22 protein-coding genes are annotated in these 17,697 nt (G+C 42.6%); 10 read left to right on the top strand and 12 right to left on the bottom strand.

Features of this window, described 5'->3' with window-relative positions; translation table 11 throughout:
- The first annotated feature begins 50 nt into the window (after positions 1 to 50).
- Positions 51 to 458 carry a hypothetical protein gene (locus tag J2W55_RS23700; RefSeq protein ID WP_310102224.1) on the top strand — a complete coding sequence of 136 codons (408 nt, stop codon included), beginning with the start codon at positions 51 to 53 and terminating at the stop codon, positions 456 to 458.
- 357 nt (positions 459 to 815) lie between these two features.
- Here J2W55_RS23700 and J2W55_RS23695 read toward each other — a convergent pair whose 3' ends face one another.
- Entirely contained in the window at positions 816 to 1,235 is a 420-nt protein-coding gene (locus J2W55_RS23695; protein WP_310102221.1) for an OsmC family protein, read from the bottom strand.
- Between the two features lie 102 nt (positions 1,236 to 1,337).
- Positions 1,338 to 2,423, bottom strand: coding sequence for an NADPH dehydrogenase NamA (gene namA / locus J2W55_RS23690; RefSeq protein WP_310102219.1), 1,086 nt, complete (start codon positions 2,421 to 2,423; stop codon positions 1,338 to 1,340).
- Between the two features lie 221 nt (positions 2,424 to 2,644).
- Between namA and J2W55_RS23685 the strand changes: the two genes are divergently transcribed.
- The 6 genes from J2W55_RS23685 (at position 2,645) to J2W55_RS23660 (ending at position 7,047) form a co-directional block, all read left to right on the top strand.
- The gene (locus J2W55_RS23685) at positions 2,645 to 3,847 is read left to right on the top strand and encodes a cation:proton antiporter (protein WP_310102216.1); all 1,203 of its coding nucleotides are present in this window, start codon (positions 2,645 to 2,647) and stop codon (positions 3,845 to 3,847) included.
- 16 nt (positions 3,848 to 3,863) lie between these two features.
- Positions 3,864 to 4,400: a GNAT family N-acetyltransferase gene (locus tag J2W55_RS23680; protein WP_310102214.1), complete on the top strand. Its 537-nt coding sequence runs from the start codon at positions 3,864 to 3,866 to the stop codon at positions 4,398 to 4,400.
- Between the two features lie 111 nt (positions 4,401 to 4,511).
- Positions 4,512 to 5,354, top strand: coding sequence for a bifunctional helix-turn-helix domain-containing protein/methylated-DNA--[protein]-cysteine S-methyltransferase (locus J2W55_RS23675; RefSeq protein ID WP_310102212.1), 843 nt, complete (start codon positions 4,512 to 4,514; stop codon positions 5,352 to 5,354).
- Between the two features lie 9 nt (positions 5,355 to 5,363).
- A complete protein-coding gene (locus J2W55_RS23670) occupies positions 5,364 to 6,071 on the top strand; it encodes a 2OG-Fe(II) oxygenase (protein ID WP_310102208.1) in 708 nt (235 codons plus the stop codon).
- On the top strand, positions 6,068 to 6,352 hold the full coding sequence (locus tag J2W55_RS23665; protein ID WP_310102205.1) for an Ada metal-binding domain-containing protein: 285 nt from the start codon (positions 6,068 to 6,070) through the stop codon (positions 6,350 to 6,352). Before J2W55_RS23670 ends, J2W55_RS23665 begins: the two co-directional genes overlap by 4 nt.
- A gap of 131 nt (positions 6,353 to 6,483) precedes the next feature.
- Positions 6,484 to 7,047, top strand: coding sequence for a tetratricopeptide repeat protein (locus J2W55_RS23660; protein WP_310102203.1), 564 nt, complete (start codon positions 6,484 to 6,486; stop codon positions 7,045 to 7,047).
- A gap of 11 nt (positions 7,048 to 7,058) precedes the next feature.
- Here the strand turns inward: J2W55_RS23660 and J2W55_RS23655 are convergent, their stop codons facing one another.
- From J2W55_RS23655 to J2W55_RS23645, 3 genes are all read right to left on the bottom strand, one after another.
- Positions 7,059 to 7,946 carry an alpha/beta hydrolase gene (locus J2W55_RS23655; protein ID WP_310102201.1) on the bottom strand — a complete coding sequence of 296 codons (888 nt, stop codon included), beginning with the start codon at positions 7,944 to 7,946 and terminating at the stop codon, positions 7,059 to 7,061.
- 26 nt (positions 7,947 to 7,972) lie between these two features.
- The gene (locus J2W55_RS23650) at positions 7,973 to 8,860 is read right to left on the bottom strand and encodes an alpha/beta hydrolase (protein ID WP_310102198.1); all 888 of its coding nucleotides are present in this window, start codon (positions 8,858 to 8,860) and stop codon (positions 7,973 to 7,975) included.
- A 63-nt stretch (positions 8,861 to 8,923) separates the two neighbouring features.
- Positions 8,924 to 9,883, bottom strand: coding sequence for an MBL fold metallo-hydrolase (locus J2W55_RS23645; RefSeq protein WP_310102195.1), 960 nt, complete (start codon positions 9,881 to 9,883; stop codon positions 8,924 to 8,926).
- A gap of 99 nt (positions 9,884 to 9,982) precedes the next feature.
- Between J2W55_RS23645 and J2W55_RS23640 the strand changes: the two genes are divergently transcribed.
- Positions 9,983 to 10,147 (top strand): hypothetical protein, encoded by a 165-nt coding sequence (locus J2W55_RS23640; protein WP_310102192.1) that lies wholly within the window; start codon positions 9,983 to 9,985, stop codon positions 10,145 to 10,147.
- A 96-nt stretch (positions 10,148 to 10,243) separates the two neighbouring features.
- On the opposite strand, the gene J2W55_RS23635 is transcribed toward J2W55_RS23640, so the two are convergent.
- Positions 10,244 to 11,338 (bottom strand): AI-2E family transporter, encoded by a 1,095-nt coding sequence (locus J2W55_RS23635; RefSeq protein WP_310102189.1) that lies wholly within the window; start codon positions 11,336 to 11,338, stop codon positions 10,244 to 10,246.
- Positions 11,339 to 11,540: 202 nt separating this feature from the next.
- Here J2W55_RS23635 and J2W55_RS23630 point away from each other — a divergent pair, with 202 nt between their 5' ends.
- The gene (locus tag J2W55_RS23630; protein ID WP_310102186.1) at positions 11,541 to 11,717 is read left to right on the top strand and encodes a DUF6496 domain-containing protein; all 177 of its coding nucleotides are present in this window, start codon (positions 11,541 to 11,543) and stop codon (positions 11,715 to 11,717) included.
- Positions 11,718 to 11,886: 169 nt separating this feature from the next.
- Here the strand turns inward: J2W55_RS23630 and J2W55_RS23625 are convergent, their stop codons facing one another.
- The 3 genes from J2W55_RS23625 to J2W55_RS23615 all read right to left on the bottom strand — a co-directional run bounded on the left by J2W55_RS23625 (position 11,887) and on the right by J2W55_RS23615 (position 14,329).
- Positions 11,887 to 12,864, bottom strand: a complete 978-nt coding sequence (locus J2W55_RS23625; protein ID WP_310102183.1) for a Gfo/Idh/MocA family protein — start codon at positions 12,862 to 12,864, stop codon at positions 11,887 to 11,889.
- A 43-nt stretch (positions 12,865 to 12,907) separates the two neighbouring features.
- Positions 12,908 to 13,897, bottom strand: coding sequence for an L-glyceraldehyde 3-phosphate reductase (gene mgrA, locus J2W55_RS23620; RefSeq protein WP_310102181.1), 990 nt, complete (start codon positions 13,895 to 13,897; stop codon positions 12,908 to 12,910).
- 75 nt (positions 13,898 to 13,972) lie between these two features.
- Positions 13,973 to 14,329, bottom strand: coding sequence for a winged helix-turn-helix transcriptional regulator (locus J2W55_RS23615; RefSeq protein WP_310102177.1), 357 nt, complete (start codon positions 14,327 to 14,329; stop codon positions 13,973 to 13,975).
- A gap of 106 nt (positions 14,330 to 14,435) precedes the next feature.
- Between J2W55_RS23615 and J2W55_RS23610 the strand changes: the two genes are divergently transcribed.
- Positions 14,436 to 14,951, top strand: a complete 516-nt coding sequence (locus J2W55_RS23610) for a lipocalin-like domain-containing protein (RefSeq protein ID WP_310102175.1) — start codon at positions 14,436 to 14,438, stop codon at positions 14,949 to 14,951.
- 8 nt (positions 14,952 to 14,959) lie between these two features.
- Here the strand turns inward: J2W55_RS23610 and J2W55_RS23605 are convergent, their stop codons facing one another.
- The 3 genes from J2W55_RS23605 to J2W55_RS23595 all read right to left on the bottom strand — a co-directional run bounded on the left by J2W55_RS23605 (position 14,960) and on the right by J2W55_RS23595 (position 17,683).
- Positions 14,960 to 16,276 (bottom strand): bifunctional folylpolyglutamate synthase/dihydrofolate synthase, encoded by a 1,317-nt coding sequence (locus J2W55_RS23605; RefSeq protein ID WP_310102172.1) that lies wholly within the window; start codon positions 16,274 to 16,276, stop codon positions 14,960 to 14,962.
- Between the two features lie 134 nt (positions 16,277 to 16,410).
- On the bottom strand, positions 16,411 to 16,860 hold the full coding sequence (locus tag J2W55_RS23600; protein WP_310102170.1) for a helix-hairpin-helix domain-containing protein: 450 nt from the start codon (positions 16,858 to 16,860) through the stop codon (positions 16,411 to 16,413).
- A gap of 10 nt (positions 16,861 to 16,870) precedes the next feature.
- Entirely contained in the window at positions 16,871 to 17,683 is an 813-nt protein-coding gene (locus J2W55_RS23595; protein WP_310102167.1) for an energy transducer TonB, read from the bottom strand.
- Between the last annotated feature and the right edge of the window lie 14 nt (positions 17,684 to 17,697).

The following is a 17,697-nucleotide window of genomic DNA, read 5'->3' as shown; positions in this document are numbered from 1 at the left end:
CTATCGGTTATTTGCATATTCTTTGTAAGTTTATATATCCATAATAAGCCATGAAAAAACTAAGCATTGTGTTCATGTTTCTGCTTACATCAGCATTGTTTGCCTGTAAAGGGAATAAAGGGGGCAATACCGCTGATGCCGTTAAAAGCGTAAGCTTAAAATTTACCGAGCTGGGCCGAGAAACCATTATTAGTATAGATTGTGATAAGTTTGAGCACTATTTTCCTGAAAGTAAAGTTAAAACCCTCACAAAAGGCCCCGGGATTGATAGCCTCATGCAGATATTGAACGCCCTGAAAAAGGCCGAAGACGGTTATAAACCGGATGTAAGGGGTAAGATACTGATCACGCACACCAGTAATATTGTTGATACCTTATGTGTAGGTGTTAAAGTATTGAACTATAAAGGCATTACTTACGAAACCCCGCAAGAGCTGCTGAGGTTTATACAGCAATAAATATTGCATTTATAACCGTTGGATATTTTATATGGTACTTTTTAAAATGTCATTTCGATAGAGCCGGGAGAGGAATGAGGGAGGTGCGAAAGAGAAATCTTCTACGCGTATAAGTTAACATGTAAAGTCGTACAAGATTTCTCTGTATGGTTCGAAATGACATCCCTTTTGTTTTATTTTAGCTATAGAAAACTCTTTGCTTCCATAGGATTTCTACAGAAAGGGATCTTATTATTCTCATTGCTTAATTAAAAGCCGACTTACGAAGTTTTTAAAGCTTCGTAAGTCTTTAATTGCTTTGTCATTTTACGCTCCAGAGTCCGCGGATTTTAAATCCACGATGACCGCTGAGATATTTTAAGCGTATGTTACATTTAAAGTAATAGGAACACTTAAGGCTTTTGAAATAATGCAATTGGCCTTAGCGCCTTCGGCAACTTGCTTAAATGTGGCTTCGTCAACGCCATCAATAACTGATCCTTTAAGTTCCAGGTGTATGCCGGTAACACTCAGGCCAACCATATCAAGGTCTAATATAGCATCGGTAGTCAGGTCGTTTGGAGTAAAACCGGCCTGGGTTAATGCAGCGCCAACGGCCATAGTAAAGCAACCTGCGTGGGCAGCAGCAAGCAGCTCTTCGGGGTTGGTGCCAATACCATCGGCAAAGCGGGTTTTAAATGAATACTGAGTTTTGTTCAATACGGTGCTTTGGGTAGTTATCTCTCCCTGACCTGCCTGTAATGTGCCGTTCCAATGGGCGTTTGCTGTACGTTTCATAAGTTTGGTTTTTGTGTAATTATTTGTTCTGTTGGTTAACGGTAAAGTTAGTAGTTTATAATAGCCGATGATCTTTCTATTGTTGTTTTTCTCTAACTGTACTTATCTTTTTTCCAGCGAAGGCCATTTAGCCCGTTCATACTGTACCGGCCATTTTATTTCGTGGCCCAGTTCATGCGCGGCTCTCAATGGAAATTGCGGGTCGCGTAACATTTCGCGCGCCAAAAATATAAGGTCGGCCTCGCCTTCCTGTATAATTTCATCAGCCTGAAATGGTGTTGTTATTAAGCCTACCGCACCTGTAAGTATACCACTTTCTTTTTTAACTTTCTCAGAAAATTCAACTTGATAACCTTGTTTTAACGGTATTTTAGCATTGGCTATATTTCCGCCGGTTGAGCAGTCCATCAGGTCGACACCTTTGTCCTTTAATATCTTCGCCAGGGCTACAGAGTCGTCCGCTGTCCATCCACCTTCCGTCCATTCGGTTGCCGAGATACGAACGAATAACAGATTTTCCTTTGGCCAAACTTCCTGCACAGCTTCAATAACCTCTGTGAGCAAACGAATCCTGTTTTCAAACGACCCGCCGTATTCATCAGTGCGCTTATTGCTTACAGGCGAAAGAAATTGATGCAGTAAATAGCCATGCGCGCCATGTAGTTCAATCACTTTAAAACCTGCCGCTATTGCTCTTTTTGCTGCCGCTTTAAAATCGGCCTTTACTTTTTCAATACCGGCTTTGTCAAGTTCAATGGGTGTTTCTTCAACCTCACTGAACGGGATGGGGCTTGGGGCTACAGCTTTCCACCCGTTTGGCTGATCAGAAGGTATTTGCTTGCCACCGTTCCAGGGTACGTTATGACTGGCCTTGCGACCGGCGTGGGCCAATTGTACACCTGCCACAGCGCCTTGCGCCTCAATAAAATCTGTAATCTGTTTTAATTTGGTGATATGCTCGTCCTTGTAAATACCAAGATCGGCCGATGATATACGCCCTTCGGGCGATACGGCAGTGGCTTCAGTTATAATTAAGCCGGCGCCGCCAACTGCCCTGCTGCCTAAATGAACCAGATGCCAGTCGTTAGCGAAGCCGTCATGGCTGGAGTATTCGCACATGGGGGATACCACGATGCGGTTTTTTAATTCGATGTTCTTTATTTTTAAAGGGGATAACAGATGTGCCATATTTTACTTTTTTGTAAATATGATAACTAACATTGTTAACTGCCTCACGGTTTTGTAAAATACCCGCCGGCACTACAACCGGAGACGCCAGTGCCCAGCAGAACGGCCGAAAAAGTAATGATCAGTTTAAAACTGAACCAAACTTTGGCCCCTAACCAAAACAATAAGTAAATTTGTTATGTTAAGGCTCATTTATAATTAATGCTTAAACTAACCTTAATTTGACTACATACACAACCCTCATTGTACTCAGCGGACTGGTCATATTTTCGTACCTGTTTGACTTGCTGGCCGGTAAAACCAAAATCCCATCGGTGATTTTACTGTTAACGCTTGGTATCTGTTTAAAGCAAATAGTTGATTATTTTGGTATTCCCATGTTTAATTTTACGGTGATACTACCGGCATTGGGTACCCTGGGTTTAATATTGATTGTGTTTGAAGGGGCGCTTGAACTGCGTTACAACAGCCAGAAAAACGCTGTGATCAAAAAGGCGTTCTTTTCGGCATTAAGCATTATGCTGCTGAGCGCTGTGGCCATTACCGGTATTATATATTACCTAACCGGCGAAAGCATTTATAAATGCTTTGTAAATGCCATCCCTTATTGTGTGGTAAGCTCATCAATAGCCATCCCATCGGCAGCTAATCTCATCAAAAGTAAAAAGGAGTTTATTATTTATGAATCCTCTTTCTCCGATATACTTACCGTAGTACTGTTTAATTTCATCGTGCGAAACCCTAAAATTGACGTAGCTTCATTTGCTAAGTTAGGCGTGGAGCTTGGGGGTATCATCATAGTGGCTATTTTGTCGTGCTTATTGCTGCTCTATATCATCGGGCGTTTAAAACACCATATCAAATCGTTCCTGATCATATCACTGCTTATTCTGGTTTATTCTATCGGGCAGTCATACCACTTATCGGCCTTAATTATTGTTTTGGCACTGGGGCTTTTCCTGAATAATGCCAGCCAAATCCATTTCGACTGGTTCAGGAAGCTGTTTATTTATCCAACTTTTCAGCACGACATCAAGCAACTTTACCAGCTTTCGGCCGAAAGCGCTTTCCTGATGCGCACGTTCTTTTTTATTGTTTTCGGGTACACGATGAACATCCATGAGCTTAATGATGTACCCGTTTTGCTGAGTGCCGCCGCAGTGTTGGCTTCTATTTACCTGGTGAGGCTTTTATATATTAAACTGGTATCAAAAACCGACCTGATGCCCGAACTGGTTATTGTACCCCGCGGACTGATCAATGTACTGTTATATTATAACCTGCCCGAAAATTTAAAGATACCCCAGGTGGGCGCGAGCTTGTTGTTTGTAATTGTATTGGGTACCAGTATTATACTAAGCCTGGGGCTGCTGGTAACCAAACGGCACTCGGTAAGCCAGGCCCCGGAGTTTCATGATGTTTAGCTAAAAAAATATGCCCATGCCGCTTACAACGCGCCTTGCCACATTTGATGACATACCTGTACTACAGCAATTGATAGCATTATCGGTACGGGGTTTAAGTACTGATTACAACACACCCGGCCAGATTGAAAGCGCTATAAAGTACATTTTCGGCATTGATACCCAACTTATTATTGATGGCACCTATTATGTAGCCCAGATGGATGAAACCATAGTTGGCTGCGGCGGTTGGAGCAAGCGCAACACCCTTTACGGCGGCGATCAGCATAAAACGGCAGAAGACCCCCTGCTTGACCCTGAACTTGATGCCGCCAGGATAAGGGCTTTTTTTGTGCACCCCGATTGGGCAAGGCAGGGTATAGGCCGGCATATTATGGAGGTATGTGAAAACGCGGCCCAAAGCAACGGTTTTAAAAGTTTCCAGTTAGGTGCCACCTTACCCGGCGTGCCGCTTTACCAGGCCATGGGCTATCAACCTGTTGAACATATAGAACAACTTATGCCCAATGGCGAAATACTGCCGATAGTTAAAATGTATAAGGTTTTGCAGTAAAACAATAAGCCTATATTTACAATGCCTGTTCAGCTAAACTTAGCAAGTTCCGGGTTTTGCAGCGTATGGTATCAGCCTACATTTGTAGTGTAATAATTAATAAATAACATTATGAACACACAAGAAAAAATCAATTACGAACGTATTGCCGAGGCGATCAACTATATAAAACTGAATTTCAAAAGTCAACCCAATCTGGATGATGTGGCGGAAAAAGTGCATTTAAGCCCCTTTCATTTTCAGCGTTTATTTACGGATTGGGCAGGCATCAGTCCCAAAAAATTCCTGCAGTACCTGAGCCTTGACTATGCCAAAACCATTTTAAAGGATAAACAGGCTACCTTATTTGACACCGCTTTTGAAACGGGTTTATCAGGTACCGGCCGTTTACATGACCTGTTTGTTAATATCGAAGGCATGACACCTGCCGAATATAAGAACGGGGGTAAAGAACTCAGTATCAATTACAGTTTTGCCGAAACCCCCTTTGGCAATATTATCGTGGCATCAACCCCCAAAGGTATTTGTTATATGGCTTTCGCCGATGACCGTGAAATTGCATTCAATTTGCTTAGCCAGCAGTTCCCTAATGCCAGCTACACACAGGTAGTTGATGTGATACAACAGGACGCCCTGCATATATTTAAAAAGGACTGGTCGGAGCTATCTCAAATAAAGCTGCACTTAAAAGGTACCAGCTTTCAGCTTAAGGTATGGGAAACATTGCTTAAAATACCAATGGGCAATTTGAGCACCTACTCAGATATTTCCAGGCTGATACAACAGCCCAATGCCAGCAGGGCAGTGGGCAGCGCGGTAGGGGCAAACCCGGTAGCATTTTTGATCCCCTGCCACAGGGTTATTAAATCAACCGGCGAATTTGGCCAGTACCATTGGGGCTCAACCCGCAAAACAGCCATGATAGGATGGGAAGCTGCGGTAATTAATAACTAAGCGCACGTTATGGATATTAAAGAAAGAATTGATAATATAAACTGGGCTGATATTTCGGCCAGTATGGATAACCGGGGTTATGCCCTGGTGAAAAATGTACTAACTGATGTTGAATGTAATAATCTTTCGGCCCTGTATACGGATGAGCAGCTATATCGTAAAACCATAACAATGGAACGTTATAGTTATGGGTTGGGCGAGTATAAATATTTTAAATACCCCCTGCCCGGGCTCGTTCAGCAATTGCGTGAAAGCTTTTATCCTAAACTCGCGCCCATTGCCAATAATTGGATGCAGTTTTTAAATAAAGAACAACGCTTTCCGGCTACCCTGAATGAATTGCTGCAGCATTGCCATGATCATGACCAGCTTAGGCCAACACCTTTGATATTACAATACCAAAAAGGGGGGTACAATGCCATGCATCAGGATCTTTACGGCGAGGTGTTTTTTCCGATGCAGCTGGTGTTTATGTTGGATGAGCCGGGTGTGGATTATGAGGGCGGAGAGTTTATACTGATTGAGCAAAAGCCCAGAGCACAATCGCGGGCTATGGTGCTTAAACCGGCCAAGGGCGATATGCTGCTGTTTACTACCAGTTACCGACCGGCTAAAGGCAGTAAAGGCTACCATCGCGTAAGCATGAAACATGGCGTTGCCGAGATTTCCGCCGGTAAACGGCGCAGCCTGGGTGTTATTTTTCATGACGCCAAGTGATACGGCACATTGACCTGGGTGCTATAGCTTTTACCCGCAGCCGGAAATTAAAGTTAATGATCGACGAAAAACGGGTGCAGTTTGGAGGCAATGTCAAACTTAAAATATATGGCACACTTACCTGCGGATCGGGTAAAAGAATGAAGCCGGAAAATCGCGTTTTCTTTACTTCGGAAACAGAGGCCATAGGCCTGGGTTACCGCCCCTGCGGGCACTGTATGCGGGAGGCTTACATTAAATGGAAGAAGGATAACCGGAATGGATCCGTTTCAAGCATTTGAGGGAAGTAAATGCATGGTATTGTTCTTTCTCATTTGAAAATGTTTAAACCAGCAATAACATGTTTTTTGCATCTGTTTAATATGAAATTGCTTGGTATAACGTTATTTACCATTTGAACACCCTAAGCATCATGGTTAAAAAAGCATTTTTAATAGTTTTTATACTTGCTACAAGCGTATTGACCTATGCACAAACCGCCGATGAGGTGTATAATAAGTATGCCGATTTTAATTTGGCCATGCTGCAAAATGAGCACGACAAGGCTCTTGACCTGGGCGAGCAAATATTGCCCGACTCTGTCAAATTGCCTCCCAAAACTCGTGTCAGTTTTTATAATGGCATAGCCAAATTATATGAAGAGGATGCTCAAAGCATTAAGGCCATCGCTTATTATAACCGGGTGGTTGCCGCGCAACCAAATTATTATGTAGCCCACAGGGCGCTGGGATATTTATACATTAAGGATATCGCTGTAAAAGCTACCGATATGCCTGTTGATACCACTTATAATGCTAAAGTAAAAAGAGCGCTGCCCCATTTGGAAAAGGCCCAGGCCTGCGACCCGAGTGATGATACCCTTACACTGATCAAAACGCTGTATAAGAACATAAAAGACCAGCAGGGCCTTGATACCTTGCCTGCGCGGCTTAATCAATTACAAAAGAATTGCATTGATATTTTGAGTGATCAGTAAGAAACAGCGAACTATTTCTGCCTGAAACTGTCGCCTATAAATTCAAGCGCGTCGGTAATACCGCTGCGCCAGTAGGTCCAGTTATGAGCGCCATCGCGTATCCTAAACTCGTGCGGAACTTTCTTTTCGGTAAGGGCGATGTGCAGCAGGGAATTGCCTTTGCTGAGGGCGTCGTCATCTCCGCAATCAATCCAATAACGTACACTTTTAAGTTCATCAGCACTTTTGCTTTGTACCAATCCAAGTATCGCATTACTTCGCCAGGTTGCATTAAGCCGTTCACTCCCTTTCAGGTTGGGGCCAAACACTTTGCTGTAAGCTTCTGCCCAGCGGGCATCAGGTATGGCTATAAGATCGTCATCAGCACGTACAGCCGCACTCAGGGCAGCCGCGGCCGAAAACATTTCCGGATGTTTTAAACTATAAACCAGGGTGCCAAAGCCACCCATAGAAAGCCCGGCAACCGCGCGGTATTGTTTGCTGGTTTTTACACGATATTCTCCTTCAATAGCGGGGATAAATTCTTTAAAAAAGAAATCCTCATATTTTAGTTTGCCATCATACGAGTTAATGTAAAAGGTTGTTTGGGCATCAGGCATAACAATGATCATGGGCGGAATTTTACCCTCGGCAATGGCTTTGTCTGCATAACGGTTTATCTCGCCAAACTGTAACCATCCGGTATGGTCATCGCCATAGCCATGCAGCAAATACACAACGGGATAGCTGCGGTTTGATGTTTCATAGTCGGCAGGCAGATAAATGGCATATTTTACATTATGCTTTAAAATATCACTTTTTATATTTTGTTCTTCTATCACTTTGCCTTCAGGCTGTGCAAAAACATTGCCAGCCAATAGAAGCAAACAAAACATCATTAGTTTTTTAAGCGTATTCATAGGTGATGGGTAATAATTTTTAGTGTTTATTTCTGCCTGAAGCTGTCGCCAATAAATTGCAGCGCATCGGTAATGCCCGTACGCCAGTAAGTCCAGGTGTGCGCGCCATCGCGTGTCCTGAATTCATGGGGAACTTTTTTCTCTGTAAGAGCAATGTGAAGCAAGCAGTTTCCTTTCGTTAAAAAGTCATCGTCGCCGCAATCAATCCAATATCGTACTCCGCCAAGTTGTTCGGCGGTTTTCTCCTGTACCATATCCAGAATAGAATTTGCCTTCCACGCTTTATTCAGCCGGTCTTTACCTTTAAGTCCGTGACCATATAGCTGTCCAAATACATTCTCCCAGTTTCCATCGGGCATACTAACCATCTGGTCGTCGGGAACTACAGCTGCGCTCAATGCCGCCGCTGCTGCAAATAACTGCGGGTATTTCATTGAATAGATCAGCGTGCCGTAACCACCCATTGATAAACCTGCAACGCCGCGGTATTTTTTCTCGGTTTTAACGCGATATGCTTTCTCAACATGCGGCATAAATTCCTTAATAAAAAAATCCTCATATTTTTCTTTGCCATCATAGGAATTGATATACCAACTGGAGTCGGCATTGGGCATCACTATGATCATGGGTGGGATGGTGCCATCGGCAATGGCCTTGTCGGCATATCGGTTTATTTCGCCAAACTGAAGCCAGCCGGTATTATCGTCAGTGTAACCATGCAAAAGGTAAACAACCGGATAAGTGCGATTGGCCGTCTCATAATCGGCGGGCAGGTATATAGTGTACTTTACACCGCGTTTTAAAATGCTGCTTTTAACCGTTTGTTCTTCTATTACTTTACCATGCTGCTGTGCAAACGCGCCGCTAAAACATAGTATAAAACAAAACAGAAGGAGTTTTTTAGGAATATTCATGCGATATGATGGTTTAACTTTGGCTGATGGAAATTTAGCTAATTTTTACCGGTACAACAATTACTAAAAATTGAGCGGTTTGCCCTGAACAGGATATATGATGTTCAATTGCAGTTTATTGCCGGTTTTTAATTGTGCTTTTATTTTACTGATACTGCTTACCGGCGGCTTAAGGTGGGTTATTACCAGGTTTAGTCCTTTTAATTCATCCGTACCGGTTAGGGTGGCCAGTTTGCCCATTTCGGCCATGAGCCAGTGGGGTGTTAAATGGCCGAACAATGTTTTATCCGGCTGTTCATCCGGGAAGGACACTTCAATTAAAATAGCTTTTAACTTTTTTGTTTTTATAAGCGGACTTATAGCCTGCCACAAATTTTGCAGGTTATTGCTTTTTTCAACAGCATCGGGCCCTGTATCACCTAAATATAAAATGTAATTGTCATTGCTTTGCACCAGAAAAGCTGTACTGGTAAGGTTTGAATGGCTCAGCGGAAAAGCCTGTACCTTTAGTTCGGTATTTTCAACAGCAGTAACGTTACCAGGCACAAGCACCTGGTAATGATATTTCTTTAATGTGGGCGTTTCGCCCTGATCGGTAAAATTTGCCCAGCTTTTCCAGGTAAAATAATGCGTTTTAATAGTTTCAATTGTAGCCTGCAGACCGTAAATATTCTTAGCGCTGTCTTCGGGCGAATTGATAATGAGCCCGGCAATATGATCAAGATGTGCGTGCGAAATAAAATATCCTTTGATATATTGCTTTAATACTTCATCGCCAGGTATGGTAAATGCCTTGTTGGCAACGGCTTTTTGAATGCCGTAGTGCAGGGTGCCGGCATCAAGGCATATATATTGACTGCTTTGGGCCGGGGCAAGCATATAAGCCGATAAATTGCTTTCATCAATACCACCCAGCGTTCCCAAAGGTACCAGCCTGAATGCAGGTGCGTTTTTTGATTGCGCCAGTACAAAAAATGGCAAAAGGATATATAAAACGATTAGCGGGCATTGTTTGTAATACATTTTCGGGTAGATTTTTAATTGCAGATACTGCAATTGATAAACATCTAAATTAATGATATACCTAACAATTAAGCAACCCGTTTAGCTGATTTTTTAAAAATGATAACGCATTTTAAGGCAACGTTCGCAGAAGAACTTTTTTACCGGGAGCCAAAAGAAAATGGTTTTGATAACTATACCCCGCTTGCGCCGGGTATTAAGAACCTCTTTACATTTTTTACACCTGTAAACAGGGGATTGGGGTTTTGTCACAAGCTGCATTAGTTTAGGGGAATTAATACGGCGCAAACCTAAAAATAAATATGCGGATTTGTAAAGCAGACCCTGTTTTTAAAATGTAAAATCTTCGTTATTAAATTATCATTCTGTTTTGAGTTTGGTGGCTGCGGCTTTTTTATATTCATAATCGCCCCCCAGCAGGTAACCCCACGGTTTTAAGCTCTCAATACGGTCAAATATGATCTTGAGAATAGCGATCACCGGGATAGATAAGAACATGCCCGATAAGCCCCATATCATTTCGCCTAAAATAATGCCAATGAATGATATTAGTGCATTAAGCCTCACTTTTGAGCCCACAATGGTAGGTAAAAGGAAATTAGCGTCAACAGCATGTATGCCTATTACACTGCTAATTACTATTAAGGTTTCTTTAATATTACCGGTAGCAAAAGTAATTACAGCGCTTAATAGTAAAGCGCTAAAGATGCCTATATAGGGGATGATATTAAACAGGCCGACAATAATGCCCAGCAACGCGGCATATTTTATACCTATCAGCAAAAACAAACTAATAGCTACGGCTGCTACGATCACCATTTCTAAAAGCAAACCCAATATATATTGCCTTAGTATGGATTGAATGTTCTCAACAATATCCATTACTATTTCAGTGTTTTCATCACGAAAAACCCAGATTATAAAACGCAGCAACAGGCGCCTGTAAAGCAATATGAAAAAGGTGAATATCATGATGAACACATAAAACAACATTAATGATGAAATTGCCCCGAAGGTTGTACCCAATACATCGGTACCCGAAGCCATTATCTTTTTTGCAGTTTGATCCACATATGATAATTGATTTTTCGCATTGATATGAAATGTGCTTTGTATCCAGTCCTGCAGATCGTGAAGGGATTGTTTTACCTGGGTTTGAAGCATAGGCCAGTCATCAGCTACCTTTGATATTTGTGAACCAACCAGGTATAATATGCTAAAAACCAGTCCTATTAGCAACAATATGGATACCAGGGACGATGCACTGCGCGGAAGGCGGCATTTTTGTTCTAAAAAATTGGAAACCGGTAACAGCAGTATGGCAAATATAAACCCGAATATCATGGGATCAAGCAACTCTTTACCCACGACGATGAGGTATCCAAGTGCTAAAATTCCTATTAATGTTAATGCAAGCCGTTCGTAAAAGGGAGCTGTTAGTTTTTTTGCAGACATATTTATATTAATGCAATTTCGGCAATTTCAAGATGGTAACATACATTCATGCCGGATGTTTGAAGATAAGCAATAAATGTATACCTAAGCGCCTTTTTATAATTTTTACTTGTGGGCAGGGAATATAAATGCGGTAGAAGAGATGCTTAAGTTTTGGCAAATATTTTGCTTGAGTTAAATTATATACTTAAAAACTAAAATCATGGCAAAATATTCAAAAAAAGCAGGTGACAAGGTTGAAAAAACAATGCACGAAATGAAAGAAGGCAAGCTAAAAAGCGGCAGTGGAAAAAAGGTGACCAGCAAAAAGCAGGCAGTTGCTATTGGCTTATCAGAAGCGCGTAAAGAAGGTGCAAAAGTGCCAAAAAAGAAAAGCTAATAATTTTAACTACTTCGCGCGTCATTGCAAGGAACGAACCAATCTGCACGTTGGCAGGTTAATTATAAAGGCTAATACCCTCAGTATTCGATTTATATAGCAAGGGATTATTTGTCTTCGGTCCTCGTAATAACGCGCTGGCTTTTGTGGAATGCAATTAATTGAAAATTTATTTTACCCCGGTGAATGCGTCCATAATATCCATCAGTACAATAGCTTCTTCAATGGAGCATGGATTGGGGCCCTCCCCTTTAAAATAGGCGACTATCTTTTCTATCATGGGTTGCTGTATATGCTGGGGGTGCTGAAAGGTTATCGTTTCATCTTCGCCGTCAGTTGTCCAGCTTACATAATTGCCAAAAAAGGGGAACGTGATCTTTCCTTTTGTACCAATGATCTCGCAGGTATCGGTTGTCAGGCTTTCGGCTACATTAAAGCACCAGGAGCCATTAACCACTACTTTGTTTTTAAATAGTATTTGCCCGCAAACATGATCATCGGCCGGGGTAGAAGCCGACTGATTAAGCGAAAAACCGTGATACTTTTCAGGTTCGCCAAAATAATAAAGCATCAGATCAAGCTGGTGGGGCGCGAGGTCATGAAAATACCCTCCGCCTGATAGCTCAGGCTGTAGCCGCCAGTTGTTTTCGGTTTGTGCAATTAATTCCGGTTTACGGCTTTGCCACATCCTGATCTGCACGGTGCGAATGTCGCCCACTTTCTTCGTGTCAATAAGGTCTTTTACTGCCAAAAACATAGGCACCGCACGCCTGTAATGAGCAACAGTTAGTTTTGAACACTCTTGTTTTACGGCTTCGGCCATTGCGCGGGCTTCTGCAGCATTGCGGGTAACAGGTTTTTCAACGTATACATTAAGCCCCTTTTTTAAGGCAGCCAAAGCATATTCCAGGTGCGACGAAGGCGGCGTAGCTATATATACGGCATTTACACCGGCCTCATCCATTAACTTGCCGGCATCTGTATACCACTGGCTCACCAGGTGCCTTTGCGCATAGTCTGCAGCTTTAGCGGCATCACGCCGCATAACCGCTATCAGGTTACTTCCTGTTATTTTCTTAAATGCCGGTCCGCTTTTTAGTTCGGTTACGTTGCCGCAGCCTATAATACCCCAATTAATATCGCTCATATAATAAGTATTCAAAAAAGAATTTTAATGCTTTTGGGGAATATCACTTTAATATCTCTTCAATCTGATTCAATTCATCTGTATTAAACTCCAGCTTATCTAATGCTTTTAATGAATCGGCCAGTTGTTCGGAACGGCTTGCCCCAATTAATACTGATGTTACGCGGCTATCTTTAAGCAGCCAGGCCAGTGCCATTTGCGCCAGTGTTTGGCCCCGTTTTAAGGCTATATCATTCAATTGTTTTATCTGTGCCAGTCTTTCTTCAGTTATCTGACTCGTTTGCAGAAAGCCGGTTGCTTTCGCTGCTCTTGAATCTTCGGGAATGCCGTGCAGGTATTTGTTGGTCAGCAAGCCCTGTGCCAGCGGCGAAAAAGGTATACAGCCTACACCTGAATGGCCCAGCACATCCATTAATCCTCCTTCTACCCAACGTTCAAACATTGAGTATTTTGGCTGATGGATAAGGCATGGCGTGCCCAGTTCTTTTAACATGGCAATGGCTTTAGCAGCCAGATCTGCCGGGTAGTTGGATATGCCTGCATATAATGCTTTACCCTGCCTAACAATGAGGTCAAGCGCTGCCATGGTTTCTTCAAGCGGCGTTTCCGGATCAGGACGGTGGTGATAAAATATGTCGACATAATCAAGCCCCATGCGTTTCAAACTTTGATCAAGACTGGCCACCAGGTATTTTTTTGACCCCCAATCGCCGTAAGGGCCGTCCCACATGGTGTACCCGGCTTTGCTTGATATGATCATTTCATCGCGGTAGCCACGGAAATCTTCTTTTAAAATACGACCAAAGTTTTCTTCGGCCGAGCCCGGAGGCGGACCGTAGTTATTAGCCAGATCAAAATGGGTTATACCGCTGTCAAAAGCCAGGTGTAAAATTTTGCGGTAATTTTCGGTTACATCAACATGTCCGAAATTGTGCCACAAACCCAGTGATATAGCCGGAAGTTTGATCCCGCTATTGCCACAGCGGCGGTACTGCATTTTTTGGTATCTGTTTGCTGCTGGTACGTAAGTCATATAAAATGTATGAGGATTTTAAGAAAAGTAAAAGTAAAATTTTATGCAGATAACAGAAGTAAATAATTTGTTATGTTACGAACGTCCCGGCATGGCTTCAACTTGGTTTATCAGCATTTGCTCTTTGGCCCAATCCCTTAACAATGATAGAAAGGGAAGCAGTTCTTTACCCGTTTCAGTAAGGGTGTACTCGACTTTTGGCGGCACTTCTACATAAACTTTGCGACTAATGAGCCCGTCATCTTCCAGTTCTCTTAAAGCCTGGGTAAGCATTTTGGATGTTACTCCTGTTACCGTTTTACGCAGTTCGCCGTAACGAAGGGTGCCTGCTCTGAGGCGCCATAATATACGGCCTTTATATTTACCTCCAATGCGTTGAAACGCATAGTCAATTCCGCATTTGGGTAGCGGCCTTTTTATTTTTTTATCCATTAATTAAAAATAAAATAACTGATTTACAGCTTGGTAACTTATTTGTAATCAGGCTACTTTTTTGTGCCTACTTGATAAAGGTACGTAGCAAATATAACTTTGATATATGAAAAGTATCTTGATAATAACGTTTTCTATTTTTAACTGTTTGTTTGCCTTTGCACAAAAAAAGAACGGTATGCCATCAAATTCAAAAGCGAATTTAATTGCAGGGACATTCTTATTGATCGCTGTTGACAATATACTTCCTGACGGCAGCAGGGTACATCTTTACGGTGATGCTCCCCAGGGTTTACTGATGTTGGACACAATGGGACATTATACCCTGCAGATATTTAGCCAGGGGCGGCCTAAATTTGCTGCCAATGATAAAAGCAAGGGTACCGATGCAGAGAACCGCGAAGCAGTAAAGGGCAGCAATGCTCATTTTGGAACCTATAATATTGATATACCAACTCACTCAATCATATTTAACATTGAACATGCCTCATTTCCTAATTGGGAGGGTACCCGCCAAAAACGACCATTTACGCTTGTTGGGAATATTTTAAAATATACTGTACCTGTACCAACTACCGGAGGAACGGCAACCGGAGAAGTAGAATGGAAGAGAGTGGAATGATCATTAGCTTAAACCACTTCGGCCACTACAAAGGTACTGCCGCCAACAAAAACCAGATCGTTATCCTTTGCCCGTTCCCTGGCCGATTGTAAAGCAGCAGTCACCGAAGAGTATACGGCGCCATGTAAGCCAAAATCCCTGGCCTGTTGTTTTAGCGTTTCCGCATCCAGTCCTCTTGGTATATCGGGTTTGCAGAAATAATAAGTGGCATCAGTTGGCAGCATAGCCAATACCTTAGTAATATCCTTATCATTCACCATACCTATTACAAAATGCAAATGATGGTAATTAACCGCAGCTATGTTCTTAACTACTTCTTGTATACCATCGGGATTATGCCCGGTATCGCAAATGGTGAGGGGCTGAATATTCAATATTTCCCACCGGCCATGCAGGCCTGTAAGGGTTTTTACCTGTTGCAGGGCGGTTACAATATGATCATCAGTTATAACAAAACCCTGTGCGCGTAACACGTTAACCGCCGATAAAACTGTAAGCACATTTTTTAGCTGGTAGGAGCCGGTAAGGTCAAGTTTTATATCATAAGTTTTGGGTAGCGAGTCTTTACTTTTGATATGGGCAGTCAATAATTCATCAACCCCAATGTTTGATTTTTGACTTTTAGCAACAGATTTTTCTTCAGTGGTCCAATCCTCTGAGGCGAATTCAATCCGGCTGCCTTCCTGTTTTGCTTTATCTGTAAATATCTGTGCTATTTCGGGCTGTAGCTCGCCTATGATGACGTGGATGCCTGGTTTGATGATACCGGCCTTTTCGCTTGCTATTAGTTGCAGGGTGTTGCCTAACATATTCATGTGGTCCCAGCCAATATTGGTGATAACTGATAGCAGCGGCGTAATGACATTGGTAGAGTCGAGCCGCCCGCCCAGTCCTACTTCAATAATGGCAATATCAACTTTTTCTTTTGCAAAAACGTCAAAAGCCAACGCCACGGTCATCTCAAAAAATGATGGGTTAATCTCATCAAAATCATCACGGCAACCGGCCACAAAATCAACAACGGTTTGCTCGCTGATCATTTGCCCGTTAACCCTGATGCGTTCCCTGAAATCTTTTAAATGCGGCGAGGTATACAACCCGGTTTTATAACCCGCGGTTTGCAAAATGGCTGCCAACATGTGCGATGTGGAACCTTTGCCGTTGGTACCCGCAATATGCACGCTTTTAAACTGATATTGCGGATTGCCCAGGCGTTTACAAAGCTCAAGCGTGTTGGTCAGGTCTTTTTTAAAAGCCGACACGCCATCGCGCGTAAACATGGGCAGCTGGGTGTATAAGTATTGAATGGTTTGCTGGTAGTTCATGGTCAATAGCCCACAGTTCATTGCCTATGGTCATGTATCTGCAAACTTATAAATTAAATTATTGCGATGGTCTGTTTGATATAGCTAAGAATGAAAAATATGGTAGGATTATGATATATCCATTGCGCTGTCAATTAAACCGGCCTGTTGGCTGGGTAACCATATTTATTTCTGAAAGCTTTTCTTTCTGCGGTAAAATCCCACCATTTTTTTGTGCTGTCATGATAATTAGCATAGTGCACAGTAAGCCTGAATTGGTCTTCAACACAAGGGTCAATACGACATCCTATTGATTTTTCGTAGTTATCAAATAATTCAGGTCCCGATCTGTCCTTTAATGATGTCAAATTATAATAACCCAACAGGATTATGTCTTTGGCAAATTTGATCCCCACGGACGGGATGCTTTGAAATTCAAATAAGGCAGTGAGTATTTTTGCCCGGTCGGGCGAGGCATTTAAAATGGCAGCAATTTCATCAATAGCATAATCGCGAATGCTTTTTTGAGTAATACCTTTAGTTTTGAGTAACTGTTTCTCGCCGGCGGTTAACTCCAGATCAATATTTTTTTTTACAGCGACCATTGGCGAAAGACTAATTTACCTTAAACACAAATACCACGGTACCGGTTTGGGTATCGGGAGCAGTGTCAAGCGAGGTGATCCGGGCATTTTTAACGGCATTCTCGCATTTTTCAATCAGGTTGTAATCTGATATGGTAGTACCGCGCGTTGCTTTGGCATAGGTTACATTTCCAGCTTTGTCAACATGTATCTCAACTACTATTTTGCCGGTAAAGCGATTGCCGTCATCTACGTTGGGTTTACTAACAAAACTGCGCGCCGACAAATTCAAGTTACCACCGTTACCTGATCCCGTTCCGTTATAGTTATTAGTAAGCGTTGTACCGGTAGGCTTGCCCTGGTTACCTGGGGTATTTCCTGTACCATCACCTTCGCCGGTGCCGGTAGTGGCCTTGCCTTTATATAAAGCATTTTGATTTACGGTGGGTTTGGCCGGCGTTTTTACAGGTTCGGGCGTAGCCACCGTATTGGAAGGCTTTTTGGTAGGGGCTGCAACTTCGGGGGCATCTTCTGTGTTTTGCGTAACCACAGTTTTATCGCTGCTTTGGGGTGTTGGCTTTTCTTCGGTTGGTTTTTCGTGGGTAACCTTATCCGGTTTGGTATTATTTGCCTTTTCGGCTACAGAGGGCTCTTCGGTGCTCATGTAGTCATTACCCATCCCTTCGTCAACGGTTCCGTAGTTTACCAGGATACCGCCGGTTCCTTCTTCCTGTTTAGGAGGGTTCTGAAAAACAATAAAATAACATGCCGCTATCAACACAGCCAAAATAATGCCTGTTGCCAGAAACGCTTTCGGATAGTTATTTTCTTCCCTGTAGTCCATTTTATTTTTAGTAG

The sequence above is a fragment of the Mucilaginibacter pocheonensis genome, from assembly GCF_031456535.1.
Taxonomy (GTDB): domain Bacteria; phylum Bacteroidota; class Bacteroidia; order Sphingobacteriales; family Sphingobacteriaceae; genus Mucilaginibacter; species Mucilaginibacter pocheonensis.
The sequence above is the reverse complement of the archived record's forward strand: the minus strand, read 5'-3'. Positions and strand labels throughout refer to the sequence as shown.